We start from the raw sequence: 17,036 nt of genomic DNA on the forward strand, positions 1-17,036 counted from the left end.
TCCTGACTCTAAAATCCTTGGCTCTAAAATTTATAGTCCTTAATTATTTTTTTATAAAACGTTTTACCGTCTTTTTACCCTCTTTTTCAAAAACTACCAGATAAACGCCTCTTCTTAAATGCGAAACATCTATACTGTTATTATTTACTTTTTGTCCAGCTGTTGCACCGGTTTGTGAATCTACAATACTCACATTTCCTCCGCTTACATCTGTAGTGATATAAAGTGTGTTTTCAACCGGGTTTGGGTATATATTTAGAGCTGTTTCAACTGGACTTTCTTCTTCTGCAACTGTCGCTGAAGCAGTTTTAGCTGCTAAACCAGCTCCAACTTTTGTAATTTTTATCCAGTTGATATTCATTCCCGTATTCTGAATATAGATTCCAAAATTGTACGTTCCTGCGTTTACGTTTACGGTTTGGGATACCGTTTGCCAGTTTTGCCATCCTCCTGTATTTGGAATATCGACATTGCCCAGAACAATTGTTCCTCCGTTTAAATCTGATGATAACTTACCACCCGTTACACCACTTGCTACTCTGTATTCGATTAAGTAAGAACCGGTAGTGGGAAAATTAATACTGTTGTATGCCAACCAGTCACCGGTTTCTGTGTAACCAACATTTGAACCTCCTCCGGTATCTGTTGTGGCTTCTACCTGAATACCGTTCATGGCTGAATAATCTTCGGCCTGAATTAAAGTCGATGTTTGCGAAGATGTAGCAGGAACCAGTTTCCATTGCCCGCAAGTTTGGTTGTTATTATCCCATTGTTGTACAATAGCGCCGGATGCAGTACTTGCTCCTGCAACCTCAACAATTCGGCCACTGTGTCTGGCAACGATTTTATAAAATCCGTCACCGGTTGAAACCAATACAAATTGCTGATTCGTTGTTGCATTATACGGATATTGCTCTACGCGTGCACCATTAGCTTTATTAAAATTATTTACATCTAAAGACTGACCACTATGATTGGCAATAATTTTATACAATCCGTCGCCTAAGTGGGTTAATGTAAATTTTTGATTGCTTCCTGAGTTAAGAGCGCCCTGATTAATTCCTGCACCATTTGCTACGCTGGAATTCCAGACATCCATATACAAATTGCTGTTTCTGTTTTGCAGGTAAAAAGTCTGGTTTCCTAAAGTAGTCGTTCCGTTAGCAATAATTCTGATCGACGTTACTTTGTCATTCCACGTTGTGTTCAAACAAGCATTATCAGAATTAATTACGGTAGAAGCTCCTGTAAAATTATCATCCTGATATAAAATCGCCTGGAAACCCTGTGTAATTTTAAGCGAAGAAATATCATCGTTTAAAACACCTAAAGTATTCAATCGAGCCAGATTATAATCTCCAATAGTTAATCCGCCAGAGAATCCTGTATAGTTACAATCTTTATAAACCGTAATTACATCTGTAGTTGCGGGAACTGAAGGTACTGATCCTGCATATCCTCCAAAAGTCGCAATTACTTTAGTTGGTTGAGGCGAATGAAGCGATGGCGACTGATCTGCCACATCATCATAAGCAAATCCGTATGCCAGATTATCAACACTTATTCCCGGTAAATGCCAGAATTTAGAATAATGGTTTGTTGGGTTCACCTGATAAAATTTCGATGCATCGTACCAGTTTTGTTGTCCCGGATTTGCAGTTGTCGTGTTTACAACATGTCGGTTAATTGCTGCTGTTAATTGTGCCTGAATTACCAGGTCTAAATCTCCGTCAACAAGTCTTCTGTCCAGAACACCTTTACCTTCAAGAGCTTCCTGAGTCGATGGCCTGTTTTGTACACGTCCTGTACGACCAACAAAACCACCTGATTGCCCAACCATTTCCAGTTGTTCACCAATAACCCGACCTTTGAAAACTCCGGCGTCTCCGGCATAAAAAATCAAATCTTCATTTTTATATTTGTTCCAGATGGCATCAATATAAGATTTTAGATAATTAGCCTGTGCTCCTACAGAAGTTCCTCCTGTTCCGTCTGCAAAAGCAGGCGTTTTTGATGGTGCAGTAATTTCGCCTGTTGTATTATTTACACAACCCTGAAATTCTGATGGCACATTTGCTTTGAAAGCCGCCACAATATCTTCGTGTTTTTTTAATTCACCCACTCTTTTTTGATATCCGTTAGCACCAAATAATTCCAGTCCCATTGGGTATTTATAAGAATCTACTCTGGATGGATTTCCAAAAAAACCATATTGGTTATTCGTCAATTCGATAATTTCATATAAAATTCCCTGATTTGGGTCTGTTGCATTTAAAGGGTTTGGCGACGTATATCCTGAAGGTGCTCCGCTTGCTCCAAAAAAGTAAAAATACAATTGCTGTCCTTTAGCGATAAAAACTCTGCAACCTGCAATTTGAGGCAGCGTAAAAGTCTTGTTTGGAATCTCGCTTAATTTGGTAAAACAATTGGCATATTTTGAGTTTTGTCCCGGTCCTGTATTTCCGCCAATTGTAGGTCCTGTAACTGTGTTGTAAGACGAACTCATTGGCAATACCTGACTTGTTTTGGCATTTACCCAAACGTGATTTCCAGTAGTGTAATCAATACCTACTATAGCGACATACAATTCGTTATCATTAAATGTAGAGGTATTACTTATGGTAAAAGGAATTGGTCCCTGACCGTACATTAAATTGGAGAACACTAAAAATAGTGTTGCCAAAAAAGCAATTCTTTTAAGTTTAATTCTATTCATATCTAGGTTATTTTGGGGTTACGCAAATAGATTTTTGATCAAAGTCATTTTCAGTAATGATTATATTGATCCGTCAGGTGCAATTATCGGTGCTATCCTTTTTTAAATTTAAATTCCAGATTATTGAAACCGAGAACATCATTTTAAAACAAATTACACCCAACGGATTTATAGTTATTGCTTGATCACTTTTTTAGACCAGCTTTTTTGATCTGATTTAAAATTAAGAATGTAGATTCCTCTTCTGAGTCTGCTAATATCTATAAGGTCTTCTTTAGCATCAGAATCAATTTTTTTCTCTATCAATAATGTTCCTGATTCATCATAAATCGTTACCATTTTGTTGTCTGATTTTTCAGGTATTGCTACTTGAATATAATTACTTGCAGGATTAGGATACACCGCAAAAGCAGTAGTTTCAGCTTGTATATCTTCGCTAACAGCCGCAGCTTTTTTAGCCGTTGAGGCAGATCCGTAAGCTTCTATTTCAAATAGGGAATATCCGTAAGGTGCCAGGGCTTTTGTGGTACATAAAATTCTAAGGTATCTTCCTGTTCCGCTTACTGCCAGATCATCTGTGCCGCCATCACTTGCCGTTTGTGTGTTTACAGTTTCATTTTCAGTGAAAACATTATCTGTTGAAATTTGTACTTTATACTGCGTTGCAAAAGCTGCTTCCCATTTTAATACCACACGATTGATGTTGTAATTACTTCCTAAATCAACATAAATCCATTCGCTTGCATTAGCAAAACTACTTGCCCAACGAGTTACTGTACCGTCTCCGTCAGTTGCTTTATTAGCTGATAATGTTGCATTTTCTTCTGTAAAAGCTGTAGCAGTTTTGGCTAAAGCCAAATTGACATTGGTAGGTGCCGTAATATTTCGAACAGTCACATCGCTGAAAACTCCGGTTGCCAAAGTTCCGTTTGCATGAGAGGTTACAGCCAATCCCACGTAAATCGTATTTGCCATAGCAATTGTTTTTGGTGTACCAATTTGTGTCCATGTTGTTCCGTTATCAGATGAATAAGAGGTAAATACATTTCCTGATCTCGTTACACGAAGCCATTTTGGAGCCGTTCCTGTTGCCGCCTGAGCCGTTGTAATTCCTGAAACAGCCTCTCTGGATAAAAACTCTACACCAGCCGCAGCTGTTACATCTGTCATTGCATGTTTAGATGTTGGCGTAAGCGTTTCACGAAACATTACTCCTGCTTTTGCGTAAGTATTTGTGTTTGTAAGTGAATTTATTTTAGCAATAATTTCAGCATCACCTGTAATAGGCTGGTTTACAAATTGAAATTGATCGCTTGATTCCCAAATATCAGTTCCTGATCCTTTGATTGTAAAAGTTCCGCTTGCGTGGCTCGCTTCTCCAGCCGGAGTTACAGCACCAAGATCTGTGCTTACCCACGGAGCAGGCAAAGTTGCAGGAGGATTTTCTGTAGAAACTAAATTTACGGCTCTTATATTATCAAAATAATACGTGTTTCCTGAGTTCGTTCCGGGTTCTAATAAAAAGACAAAACGATTTACTTCGCTGTCTAATGTAGATGCATCAGGTGAACTTGCGTATGAAAACACCAATGTATGCCAGGTATTGGTCTGTTTTACAACAGCCTGATAAATACTATGTCTTCCCGCTGGATAATTAGACGGAATTGAAGCGCTGCTTTCTGCCTGCCATGAAATCACTGATCCAACAGGTGCAGATGTATACACATCCATAGCAAATTTTTTAGTCCCGCTTTTGAAATCTCCAATATTGGTTAAAGTCGCATTGAATGAAAAATTATCATACAACTCAGTCGATTTTCTAACATATTTTCCAACGTTAGATGAAGTATTGATTCCGCTTGCATTTGGATTTGCCGTGTTTGGCGTATAAGTTCCAATTGCATCCCTGAATGTGATATTATGAACCGTTTGATAATCTTCATAAACCACTCCCGGCGTATAAGTATCCGGTAATTTGGTAGAACCAATTCTGATATTATCAAAATAATAAGTATCACTTGTATAAGAACCTGAATTGGCCAGAATCACCATTTGGTTTATCGCCAGATTTGATGTTCCTTCATCCGGACTTGAATTGTAGTAGAAAGTCAATGTTTCCCACTGATTTTGTTTCGTTGTAATGGCTACATAATTACTGTTTCTTCCTGTTGGGAAATTAGCAGGAAGTGATGTCGCACTATTTTCTAAATTCAGACTTACAACCGTACCAATTGGTGCCGAAGTATAAACATCGATCATGATTTTATTCGTCTGATTTTTTAACAAACCTGCATCTTCGATTGTGCTTTGTGTATTAAAGAAAAGCACATCATATTGTTCTGTTACATTTCGAACATACTTCGCCACATTCGCAGAAGAGTTTACTGAATTTGCTCCCGGATTTGCTACAACAGAATATACTCCTGTAGTTGTTCCTTTGATAATTTTGTTGATTCCATCATAATTTTGAAGAACATCAGTTGCAATAATTGGTTTTTCAGGAGCCGCTTTTGTCAACAGATTATCAAAATAATAGGTCGTTCCGGAATTTGAATTAGATTCAAAAAGAAATACAACATTGTTAATCGTTAAAGCACTGGTATTAGGATCGATCACTTTTTCGAATTCAAATTCAATAGTTTCCCATTTGTTCTGGACCGTTGTTGTCGCTTTGTATCCGCTGTGTCTTCCTGACGGAAAATTTGTTGCTGTAGTTACCAGGCTATTTTCGAGCTGCATGGAGATTTTTGTCCCAACCGGAGCCGAAGTGTAGATATCAAAAGAAATCTTTTTTCTGCCATATACATAATCATTCGCATTGCTGATCGTTACATTCTTGATATTCAGAACATCGTATAATTCAGATGCGTTACGAACATATTTACCTACCAAAGCAGAAGTATTGATTCCTGTAGCCGACGGATTTGCAACGGCTTCTGTCAAAACTCCTGTTTTAAGTCCGTACACAACATTTCTATTCGATTGAAAATCTTCGTAGATTCTTTCTACCGGCAAAGGCACCTCTGTAGTTACCGCCAGTTTATATGTATTAGCCGTACATCCTGAAACTGTCGTAGCCACAGAAACATCTCCTCCCGTGGTTCCCCAATTTACAGTGATAGTATTGGTGCCTTGTCCTGAAGTAATTGTAGCTCCTGCAGGAACTGTCCAGTTATAAGTGGCACCGGCAATAGCATTTATAGAATATGTTTTACCCGTTTCATTATTGTAAACTTTTGCATCACCCAAAACTCCATAAGTAAAACTTCCGCTGTAAACGCGAACATAATCTACTTGTAGTTTTGCCGGAAAATCAGCCGGAATTGGTTCAACACCTGCTCCGTTTACACTTGTATATGGCGTTCCCAAACTACCTACAGCCAGATTCAGAATAATATAAAACTGTTGGTCATTAAAAGGCCATCCGCCATTTACAGTTGTTTGTGGTGTAGCCGTATGAAATAAATTGCCATCAATAAACCATTTTATAATATTTGGTCCCCATTCTACCGCATACACGTGAAACTCTGTAGACAAATCAGTTGGCGAAGCATAACTTCTTCCTGTATAATGATATCCGCCACCGTCATAATGAATGGTTCCGTCTATAGATTTTGGATTTCTGTGTTTGGCTTCCATGATATCAATTTCACCTGTAAAAGGCCAATTTGAAGTTCCTGCAGGCAACATCCAGAATGCCGGCCAAGCGCCCATTCCGTTAGATAATTTCATGCGTGCTTCGATTCTACCATATTTTATGGCATATTTTCCTTCTGTAGTTAATTTTGCCGATGCATATGGTTGTTGCGGAAATGATGCATTCGGCTCATATTTAGCCTGAATATTCAAATAACTGTTTGTTCCTTCCTTAACAATTGTTGCCTGATTAGGATCGTAACGCTGTGCTTCTGCATTTCCAAATCCGCAGAGTGATGGACAGCCGTTTCCGGAAATACTTTGCCATTTGGTTGCGTCTACGGTCGTACCGTTAAACTCATCTGACCAAATTAAAGTGTTGCATTGTGAGTGAAGTTTTAAAAAAGGCGACAATACTATCATTGTCAGCAGCAGTGCCCTTTTTAACAGATTGTTGTAATTGTTCCCCGGTGGTCGGCCGGAAAAAGAGTCTTTTTGATTCATTTTTTAGTTTTTTTGTTAGTAAAGATTATTACCGCAATAATTAGCTACTTTGTAAAAAATAGATTGTTATTTTGATAATAGTGGGACAATATTAACAAATAAATGAGGTAAGACTTACATTTTTGAATACGGTTTGACTACGGTGTTTGTAAAAAAATGTAATACTTAGCCCGCAAAAAGCGTAAAACTACCTGAGATTTTACTTAATAATAAAAAGATTGATTTTTGTGGCTATTTTGGAGATGTGAATTTTTGTTTCACGCAGATTTACACATTTTTGTCATTCTGAGGAACGAAGAATCTTCGCAAGTAGCTCTACAAAGATTGGCGATTTTGATTGTGTCAGTTTCTTGCGGAGATTCTTCGTTCCTCAGAATGACAAACTAAACGAAATAAAACAAAAGAATAAAAAAATCTGTTCGATCTGCCAAATCTGCGAGAAAAAATAAACACATTTAAAAATTCAGAATATATTCTGTAATATTTGCTTCTGATGAAAGCTGCAATTTTTTACGAATACGATAACGCGTATCTTCTACCCCACGAACAGAAATTCCTAAAAGCGGAGCAATTTCTTTGGTATTGAAATTCATTCGCAAATAAGCACACAATCGCATATCACGCGGAGTCAGTTCCGGAAAGCTGGTTTTTAGCCTTTGCATGAAATTATCGTGAAGCTGATTAAAGATTTCTTCAAATTCATTCCAATGCTGGTCTCCCTGCAATTCGTGATCAATAATGCGGTTAATTTTTGTCAATAATCCATAATTGGTATTAAAGTCATTCTTTTTATCAATCTGACCAATAAGGTCTTTTATCGAAAGTAGAATCTCATTTAAATGAATAAGATTCACGGTATTCGAAGCAACTTTGGCATTTTTAAGATTAATAGTTGCTTCGAGATTTTCTCTCATAATACTCATATTCTCTTTTTCCAATGCCAGCTTTTGCTCGTTTAATTCAGCCCGATTGCGCAACAATTCTTTTTCCTGATTCAGGATTAATTGTTCCCGTTCCCGTTCTGCCAGATTTTTTTGGTATTTGATGATCGTATAAATCAAAATACCAAAAAGAATGAAATACAAAATATATGCCCAGGTCGTTCTGTACCAAGGCGGTAAAATCTCAAACTTAAAAACAGCTTCTTCGCTGACTACATCATAAATGTTTTTTGCCCTTACGTGAAAAACATATTCGTTTTCAGGCAAATTGGTGTATTCTTTTTCAGTCTGCAGATTCCAATCAGACCATTTGGGCTCAAAACCTTCCAGCCAATATTCATATTTTGTTGCATCGGCCTCATCATAACAAAGTGAAGCAAACGAAAAATGCAATGCGTTATTAGAATGTGATAAAACAGTCGAAAGTTTATTTTTTGATGATTCTGTTTGGCTCGAAAGCACATCATATCTGCTGGAAAACAACAAACTATCTTTAGGGAAAATAGATTTAACCTCAGAGATAACCGCTTTGTACTTAGATTGGTATTTTTTATTTTTGGTAGTATTGTAATGAATAAGACCGTCTTGTGTCCCAAAAAACACATCTCCGTTAGCAGTTGTCTGGATATTTTCGAAACCCGGAATATACAAATACCTCAGTTTTCTAAAAGGTAATTCTTCTACGGTAAAATTTCCTCCCGCTTTCTGACTCATTTTTCCGGTATTCTCGCCTGAGATATACCAGATATTATTTTGATGATCTTCTTTAAGCAAGCGAATGTGATTTTCTGTACCAAGAGTTTTCCGGAAAGTAAGATCCGTAATCATTTTGTTTGAATGAGAATCCTGTTTATAAACCCCTTTTGTTGTGCCAAAAAGTATTTGATTATTAATCTTAAAAGTATTTAAAAACAAACTCGACGGAAAACCATTTTTATCATTATAAAACTGAATGTCTGAAACGGTATCGAATGTTTTATTAAACCTGATTTTAAAAATTCCTTTATATCCATGCGCGATCCAGATATTCCCGGCTTCCTCTGTAACCATAACCCTGCTGCTCTCTTCAAAACCCATTATTTTATGCTGATAGACCCAGGAATTATTTATCTTTTTTAATAAATACAGTCCATTATATCCACCTACAAGCAATAAATCAGGATGATTTGGGATTATAACGCCTTGCCAGGCGCCATCAGTTTTTGCAACTAATTGTGCCGAATCGCCTTTGATTTCAAAGATTCCATTTTTTTCAAAGGCCAAAAGCGAATTTCCAAAAACACCTATATTCCAAACGTTTTCAGACATTCCAGCAATATGCTGAAAATGAATATTTTCATGCTGACCATTTTTGTAACGTTCCCAATCCAACCAGAAAACGCCATTATCTGTTGCAATATAAAGTTTGTTTTGATAAATCTGACTGCAATATATTTTGGTTTCGGAATTTGAAGCATCGAGTATTTTTGATAATGGCGATGAAATCTGGATCAGCGAAATACCTTCTTTTAAAGTTACCCATAAATTGCCTTCTGTATCAACTTTAAGATTCGTAACATATTCATTCTGCAAACCTGTTTGTTTGTTAATGTGCTGAATCAAATTTCCTTCACTATCAATGACTATCAGCCCTGTCTGACGTGTTCCTATCCCGAAATAGCCATCCGAAAGCAAAATCCCGGTTGAGATCTGATTTTGTTGTAATAAATGATCCACTTTTGTTACAAAAGGTTTTAATTGACCATTTTTATACCTAAAAAGTCCGTTTTTTTGTGTCAGAAGAATCAAACCTTCTTTAGTTTCAAAGATTTTCCTGATCTTTAATCCAATAAATTGTTTGCTATTCTTAATTTCAACTAATACATCGTTTTCCAGCTTCAGCAATCCTTTTATATTATCTGAAACATAGATGTCTGTGTTGACTTCGAAAAAATCATCAAACTTGGCTTGAGATCGTATTGATTTGATTTTGTTATCCTTGTAGATAAATATTTCTTCATTCGAGAAAAAAATAACTTCATTTTTGCGAACCACAGTATGCAAAACATCACCAAAATTCCTGGCAGAATGCTGGATTAATTTTACCAGAGAAGTATATTTATATTGTCCGTTGGGAAGCTGAACTGTATAACCAAATTCGCCCTGAGCGCCCACATACATTTTATCGTTTTTAGCAATTGCCAGAGAACGAACCATACTTTTGTTTTCCGGCTGCGTTACAATGCTCCATCTTACACCATCAAATTGCATGATTCCAAAATGATTGGCAAAAAACATCATTCCTTTAGAATCCTGTAAAACGTCCCAATTTTCTGAGGCTGCTTTATAGTTTTTTGGACTATAGTTTGTAATAAACGGAACTCCAATTTTTTTAATTTGTGCATTAACAATTGGATATAAAAGAGATATCGATAGAACTAAAATTCTAATTTTAAATTTTGTCATTTTGTTTCTGTCTGTAGGTTAGTTCGTAGTTTTTTGAGAACTACATTCTTAAAAATATCCCTTTGGGAAAAGATGTTTTTAAGCCAAAAGAAACTGTTTATTCATTGCTTTCGAAATAACAATTTGACAATCTTGAGCAGTAAAAAAAACGAATCTCTACAATCAAATATATAAAAATTTATTTTAATGTAACAAATTACAATTAAAATAGAGATTTTGATAATAAAGAAATTAGAGAATTCCAGGAATGCGGGAAATGTAGTAATTAGAAAATTAGAGAATGTGGCAATTAGAAAATTTGAAAACATTGCGTTTGATCTTGTTATTTCAAGTGAACGGAGAAATCGTAGTAGAAGCTCCACAAATAAATGATAATCTTTGTCGAATTACTGGTGCGATTTCCCTTCGCTCGAAATGACACAAACTGGCGCAACCTGAAACTTTTAAACCAAAAAACTTAATTCGTCATAAGAATGAAAAAGCTCAGCACCTTCATTTTCTAAGTCTTCATTGTTAAATCCGTTAGCGAAACCATAGACTTTAAATCCGCCTTGAATTCCTGCCATTACGCCTGCTTTGCTATCTTCTATAACAATACAGTCTTTTACATCAAAACCCATTTGTTTTGCTGCATGCAAAAAAATCCCGGGATCCGGTTTCCAACTGTTTATTTGGTAGGAACTGAATATTTTATTTTCGAATTTATCCAATAAACCTGCGACTTCAAGATTAAGTCTAATTTTATCAACGGGACCACTGGAAGCAACACAATATGGGATTTTCAGTTTATTTAGAAATTTAACTATGCCTTCCATTGGCCTGACCTGAGTTTTAAAAGCTTCAAAACTTTTTTCGCGATACTCACTTTCAAAATTATCCGGAAGTTTTTTTCCAATAGCTTCCTCAATATGCAGGAAACATTCTTTTAGATTTCGTCCATTAAAATCGCGGTAAGCATCTTCCAGTTTCATCTTAAAACCATATTCAGCAGCCATTGAAAGCATAACGCCATTACCTATTTTTTCTGTATCTACGAGAACACCATCACAATCGAAAATTACACATTTAACTTCCATACTCTTTATTTACATTTTTAATTATTCGGCCTGACCGAAAATGTAAATTACAAATTATTCTCTAAAGCAAGGCAAATTTTTAGAGTGAAGAAGATATTTTTGAGATTATCTGAACAATAAAATCTGCCTGAGCGGGATTTATTTTTTTCAGGGCATGTTCAGTCTGAAACCATTCGGCTCTGTCGACTTCAGGAAAAGACTGCATTTTTCCGGATTTCGGCGGCCATTCCATTTCAAACTCATTGCTTTTTACCAGCGCTGTATCAATATCAAATTCATGCGCCCACGCAAAAATAGTTTTACCGGATTTTAGTTTTACAGATTCCAGTTCGATAAAATCACCGTCTAACTCAAAACCTGTTTCTTCTTGAAATTCCCTTTTTGCAGCATCAAGTGCATCTTCTTCGGCTGTGAATTCTCCTTTGGGAATCGACCAGCTTTCCAGGTCTTTATTTTTCCAAAAAGGACCACCGGGATGAACCAGTAAAAAGAAAATTGTTTTGTCTGTGAATTTATAAAGGAGAATTCCGGCGCTTTGTTTCATGTTTATATATTGATAATTGATTTATAAAGATAAACAACAATACGTTCATTCTTAGATTTCTGTACATATTTACTCCAATTATGGACTTCGATTTAAGATTTGATTTGTAAATTTAAAAATTCAATACATAATTTCGACTTCAACTAAAAAAAGCAAATTTTGAAAAAATATATTTTATTAGGTACAATCCTTACGGGAACTTTTGTCATTCATGCTCAAAACAAAATCATTACAGTTACTAATTCCATTTCTATAGATAGGGAATATGAAACGGTAGAGCTCACTAAAAAATCACTCCAATTGCCTTCATCGGCCAAGCTGGAAGATTACACGGTAAAGGATATAAGTTCAAATTCATTTCTGGAAACGCAAGCTGTAGATAATGATGGCGATGGTATTATGGATGTCTTGTTGTTTCAGCCTAAAATCAATGCGTCATCTACTAAAGAATTTGAAATTATTCCGTCTGATAATCCATCAGCAACAAAAAACATCAATTGTTATTCGAGATTTGTACCGGAACGAACGGATGATTATGCCTGGGAAAACAACAAAGTTGCCTTTAGGACCTATGGTCCGGTTGCGCAAAAAATGGTCGAGGACAATGTGGCCGGAGGAACTTTGACCAGCGGGATCGATGCGTGGCTAAAAAGAGTTGATTACCCAATTATTAATAAATGGTATGAAAAAGCCACTAACGGAACCGGAACGTATCATAAAGATACAGGCGAAGGTTTAGACAATTTTCATGTAGGTGACAGTCGTGGCGTAGGCGGAATTGCGGTTAAAGTCGATGATAAATATTATTTTTCCAAGAATTTTATCAGCTGGAAAACCATAACAACCGGAGCTATCAGAACGAGTTTTATCCTGACATATGCGGATTGGGATGTAAAAGGAAACAAAATAACCGAATCGAAATTGATAAGCCTGGATTACGGAAGTTATCTTTCTCGTTTTGAGATCCATATTACCGGAACAAAATCTATTGCAGCCGGATTAACACTTCATGACAAAAAAGGAACTATAGGAACCAATATAAAAGAAGGCTGGTTAAGCCACTGGGAAACCATAGACGATTCTGAAATTGGAACCGGAATTGTAGCCTCAAAAAATACTTTAACAAGTTTTGATAATCATATTACAAACGATAAAGACCTGAGTAACCTTTACGGAAACATCGCAGTAAAAAAGAATAAAGCAATCTATTATATTGGTTTTGGATGGAAAAAAGGAAGTCCGTTTCAAACCAAACAAGAATGGGAAACGTATTTGAGTTCGTTTGCTAAAAAAATCAATAATCCTTTGATTGTTAAGGTGAAGAAATAGTTTCTCGCAAAGATGCTAAGTCGCTAAGATTCTAAGTTACTAAGATTAAAAACTTTGCGACTTAGCGCCTTTGCGAGATTAATTAAATAACGCTTCGTAAAAATTATTTCCTCGCAGGAAAATAATTCTCTTTTAAAATAATTTCAAGCGGAATATAATGTGTGTTTTCTATTGGTTCCTGCAAAACTAACTTTTTATACAAATGATTAATTGCCATATATCCTTGTTCTTCAGGTCTTTGATTGATTAAAAAATCGATTACACCTTTATTCAAGTATTCGATATTTTGTTCCAGCAAATCATAACCAATAATACGAACGCCTTTTATATTGTTTTGTTCTAAAAATCCGGCAACAATATAAGCTCTGGAATTAGGCACAAAAACACTGTTTATTCCAGAGAACATTTCCAGGTTCAATTGATCGATTCCGGAATCTTTGATGGTGATTTCAGAAAATTTAAAGTTCGTTAGTTCATCATGATCTTTAAAAAAGGAATAAAAACCATTAATACGCTGTAAATAAACCGAAGTACTTTCTATCTCTCTGGTAATTTTGAAAATCAGAATCTGTCTTTCATTTTTTACTGCAAAACTAATCAGTCTTCCGGCGAGATAACCACTCTGGAAAGCATCTTGCCCCACATAAGCATGTTCAGCATTACTGTCAATATTCGAGTCGATCATAACAACCGGAATATTTTTCTTTTTGTATTCATTTAAAAACCGAACCGATTCTTCATAAAAAATAGGTGCAAACAATAATCCGTCACAATCAAATTCCAGTACTTTTTTGACAGATTCCTTAAACGATAATGTATTAAAATCATATAAAAAATAATCCAGCACAATTCCGAATTTACTGAATTCTATTGCCGCTTTTTCTATTCCGTCAATCTGGCTTTTCCAGTATTCCAAATTTTCATATTGAGGTAAGAACACGGCAAAATGAAACTTTTTATTCAAAGCAAGATTACTCGCCAGAATGTTACGTTTGTATCCATATTTTTCAATAATAGCATTTACCTTATCTACATTTTCCTGAGCAACCTGCCCACGATTATGGATAATCCTATCAACAGTTCCTGGGGAAACATTGGCTAATTCTGCAATTTTTTTTATTGTTATGATAGTGATGATTTTTAAGTTAAATGATTTACAAAATCATTTAAAATTATTATTTTTTTTATCAAAGACAAGTTGTTTTACTTAACTTTTTATATACATTTGTAAAAGCCCGTGTGCGTACACGCAAATATACACATGTGTCAGAAAAAAACACAAATAATTAATAAAAATAGTAACCCAACTTTTATTTTATACAAAAAAAACAGTGAAACAGGACAAAATTCGGGAACAATCATACTTTTTTTAACCCATTAATTCAATTTGTTTTTTTGAAGATTAAAGTAAAGATTAACATATTAAGAATATTAATGACATTTAAGTTTAACATACTGACAAATGAAATATTAATAACTAATAACCAGTATTTTAAATACAAAAATATAAAGTAATACTTGATATATTTTAGTATTATAAATAAAATATAAAACCAAATAAAAATGATTGTAGATTCATTACAAAACGCTGCAAAATATTTCAGCCTGCATCCTAATTTCAAAAAAGCATTTGAATATGTAAATCAAAATGATATCAGCCAACTTGAAGAAGGTGCATTTGAAATTGCCGAAGGATTAAAAGTAATTGTAATTGTTGGCGAAGGCGCCACAAAAGAAGAAAGTATAAAAGGGTTTGAATGTCATGATAAAAATATCGACATACAGATTTCGATAAAAGGGCCGGAGGTTTTTGCCTGGAAACCAAGAGAAAAATGTATCAGTCCAAATGGGGATTACAGCGACGAAAGAGACGTTAGATTCTTTCACGACAAACCGGATATGTTTTTTGAATTGCAGGAAAAACAGTTTGCCATATTATTTCCCACAGATGTTCACGCGGCAATGATTGGCGAAGGAACACTCAAAAAAATAGTTATTAAAGTGAAAATTTAAAAACATGAGCACAATTCAAAATAGCATAAGCATTATTGCAAAACAAGGTATTCTTCCGCTTTATTTTATTACGGACGAAACTATTAGTATTGAGATTCTAAGAACGCTTTATAAAGCAGGAATCAGAGCTGTAGAATATACCAACAGAGGTCCGGAAGCCTTATCCAACTTTAAAAAAATGGTTGCTGTGCGAAATGCAGAACTATCGGAAATGTTATTGGGTATTGGTACGATCAAAAATTTGCAACAGGCCAAAGATTTTAACGACGCTCAGGCTGACTTTTTTATTAGTCCGGGTTTTGTTCCTGAAGTAGCAGGTTTCTTAAAAGACAAAGAAGTTTTGTATGCTCCGGGCTGTATGACACCAACTGAAATCATCGCAGCAGAAAATGCCGGAATAAAACTAGTTAAGCTTTTTCCGGGAAATATATTAGGAACAGAATTTTTAAGCAGCATCAAAGATATTTTTCCATCACTTACATTTATGACAACCGGTGGCGTCGAAACCACACATGCAAGTATTGAGAGCTGGTTTAATGCAGGAGCTTCGGCTGTTGGTTTAGGAAGCAAACTGATCAGTAAAAAACGTATGGAAGAACAAGATTATGATGTCATTGAAAATGAAACCAAAAAAATGCTGGAAATCATTCAGACGATAAGAAAATAATACACTTTAGATATTTTTTAGCACTGAAAAATTTAACCACAGATTAAGATTAACAAGATTATTTTAAAATCTTTTCAAATCTTAATCTGTGGCAAAAACACAACAAATTATAAAACGTAATATGGATTCAATATTTAACCTAAAAGGAAAAATTGCATTAATTACCGGAGGTGCCGGAGTATTGGGAAGCAACTTTGCAAACGTTTTGGCAAAACAAGGCGTTGTTGTCGGGATTGTTTCTCAATCGATTGAAAAAGCCAATAAAACTGTTCAAACAATAGAAAGTAATGGCGGAAAAGCTTTTGCAGTTCAGGCGAATGTTTTAAACAAGGAAGAACTGGAAAAAGCAAGAGATTTTATTGTAGAAAAATACGGGCGTCTGGATATTTTAATCAATGCTGCCGGCGGAAATATGCCCGGAGCAACTGTTAGTCCGGATCAGGCTGTTTATGATATGAAAGTAGACGATTTACAAAAAGTAGTCGATCTTAATATTATTGGTACAATGCTGCCAACTCAGGTATTTTCGGAACTTTTTGCCAAACAAAAACAAGGAAATATCATCAATATATCTTCAGCATCTGCACAAAGACCTTTGACAAGAGTTGTGGGATATTCGGCTTCAAAAGCAGCGATTGACAATTTTACACAATGGATGTCAGTTGAACTGGCTTCAAAATATGGTGAAGGAATTCGTGTAAATGCTATTTCTCCGGGATTTTTTATAGGAGAGCAAAACCGTGCATTATTACTGACTCCGGAAGGAAAACTAACTCCAAGAGGCGAAAAAATTATCGAACATACCCCAATGGGAAGATTTGGAACTCCGGAAGATATCGATGGGGCACTTTTATTTTTATGCAGCGATATGTCAAAATTTGTTACGGGAACGATCTTAAAAGTCGATGGAGGATTTGCTGCTACAAGTATTTAAATCATCATTATAGTAATCAAGGATTTAAAGTCTATAATTGTGCCGTTAGGCACTCAATATTGGTAAAAATTTAGTTTGAAGTACGCTGGCGTGCCATAGGTACGCAACAAAACGATAACTATTGCGTACCTACGGCACGCTAACCTATTCTTATTTCTATTTTTTACCAATATTAAGTGCCTAACGACATATTTTAAACTCTTGATTCAAATTCATTAATAAAACAAACCA

The 17,036-nt window shown here is 35.5% G+C and carries 10 protein-coding genes; 4 read left to right on the plus strand and 6 right to left on the minus strand.

Features of this window, described 5'->3' with window-relative positions; translation table 11 throughout:
• Positions 1–43: 43 nt before the first annotated feature.
• The 5 genes from RC62_RS11400 to RC62_RS11420 all read right to left on the minus strand — a co-directional run bounded on the left by RC62_RS11400 (position 44) and on the right by RC62_RS11420 (position 11,862).
• Positions 44–2,716 (minus strand): beta-1,3-glucanase family protein, encoded by a 2,673-nt coding sequence (locus RC62_RS11400; RefSeq protein ID WP_055095345.1) that lies wholly within the window; start codon positions 2,714–2,716, stop codon positions 44–46.
• A gap of 174 nt (positions 2,717–2,890) precedes the next feature.
• On the minus strand, positions 2,891–6,856 hold the full coding sequence (locus tag RC62_RS11405; RefSeq protein WP_055095346.1) for a family 16 glycosylhydrolase: 3,966 nt from the start codon (positions 6,854–6,856) through the stop codon (positions 2,891–2,893).
• Between the two features lie 455 nt (positions 6,857–7,311).
• Positions 7,312–10,242 (minus strand): triple tyrosine motif-containing protein, encoded by a 2,931-nt coding sequence (locus tag RC62_RS11410; protein WP_055095347.1) that lies wholly within the window; start codon positions 10,240–10,242, stop codon positions 7,312–7,314.
• Between the two features lie 443 nt (positions 10,243–10,685).
• The gene (locus tag RC62_RS11415; RefSeq protein ID WP_055095348.1) at positions 10,686–11,318 is read right to left on the minus strand and encodes an HAD family hydrolase; all 633 of its coding nucleotides are present in this window, start codon (positions 11,316–11,318) and stop codon (positions 10,686–10,688) included.
• A gap of 79 nt (positions 11,319–11,397) precedes the next feature.
• On the minus strand, positions 11,398–11,862 hold the full coding sequence (locus RC62_RS11420; RefSeq protein WP_055095349.1) for an NUDIX domain-containing protein: 465 nt from the start codon (positions 11,860–11,862) through the stop codon (positions 11,398–11,400).
• A 159-nt stretch (positions 11,863–12,021) separates the two neighbouring features.
• On the opposite strand from RC62_RS11420, the gene RC62_RS11425 reads away from it, so the two are divergent.
• On the plus strand, positions 12,022–13,191 hold the full coding sequence (locus tag RC62_RS11425; protein ID WP_055095350.1) for a DUF4861 family protein: 1,170 nt from the start codon (positions 12,022–12,024) through the stop codon (positions 13,189–13,191).
• Between the two features lie 103 nt (positions 13,192–13,294).
• On the opposite strand, the gene RC62_RS11430 is transcribed toward RC62_RS11425, so the two are convergent.
• Entirely contained in the window at positions 13,295–14,329 is a 1,035-nt protein-coding gene (locus tag RC62_RS11430; RefSeq protein WP_316932857.1) for a LacI family DNA-binding transcriptional regulator, read from the minus strand.
• Between the two features lie 425 nt (positions 14,330–14,754).
• On the opposite strand from RC62_RS11430, the gene RC62_RS11435 reads away from it, so the two are divergent.
• From RC62_RS11435 to RC62_RS11445, 3 genes are all read left to right on the plus strand, one after another.
• A complete protein-coding gene (locus RC62_RS11435) occupies positions 14,755–15,204 on the plus strand; it encodes a YhcH/YjgK/YiaL family protein (RefSeq protein WP_055095352.1) in 450 nt (149 codons plus the stop codon).
• 4 nt (positions 15,205–15,208) lie between these two features.
• Positions 15,209–15,871: a bifunctional 4-hydroxy-2-oxoglutarate aldolase/2-dehydro-3-deoxy-phosphogluconate aldolase gene (locus RC62_RS11440; RefSeq protein ID WP_055095353.1), complete on the plus strand. Its 663-nt coding sequence runs from the start codon at positions 15,209–15,211 to the stop codon at positions 15,869–15,871.
• 121 nt (positions 15,872–15,992) lie between these two features.
• The gene (locus tag RC62_RS11445) at positions 15,993–16,805 is read left to right on the plus strand and encodes an SDR family oxidoreductase (protein WP_055095354.1); all 813 of its coding nucleotides are present in this window, start codon (positions 15,993–15,995) and stop codon (positions 16,803–16,805) included.
• Positions 16,806–17,036: the final 231 nt, after the last annotated feature.

Origin of the sequence: Flavobacterium aquidurense (genome assembly GCF_001404985.1) — a bacterium.
In the GTDB taxonomy this organism is placed as follows: Bacteria; Bacteroidota; Bacteroidia; order Flavobacteriales; family Flavobacteriaceae; genus Flavobacterium; species Flavobacterium aquidurense_B.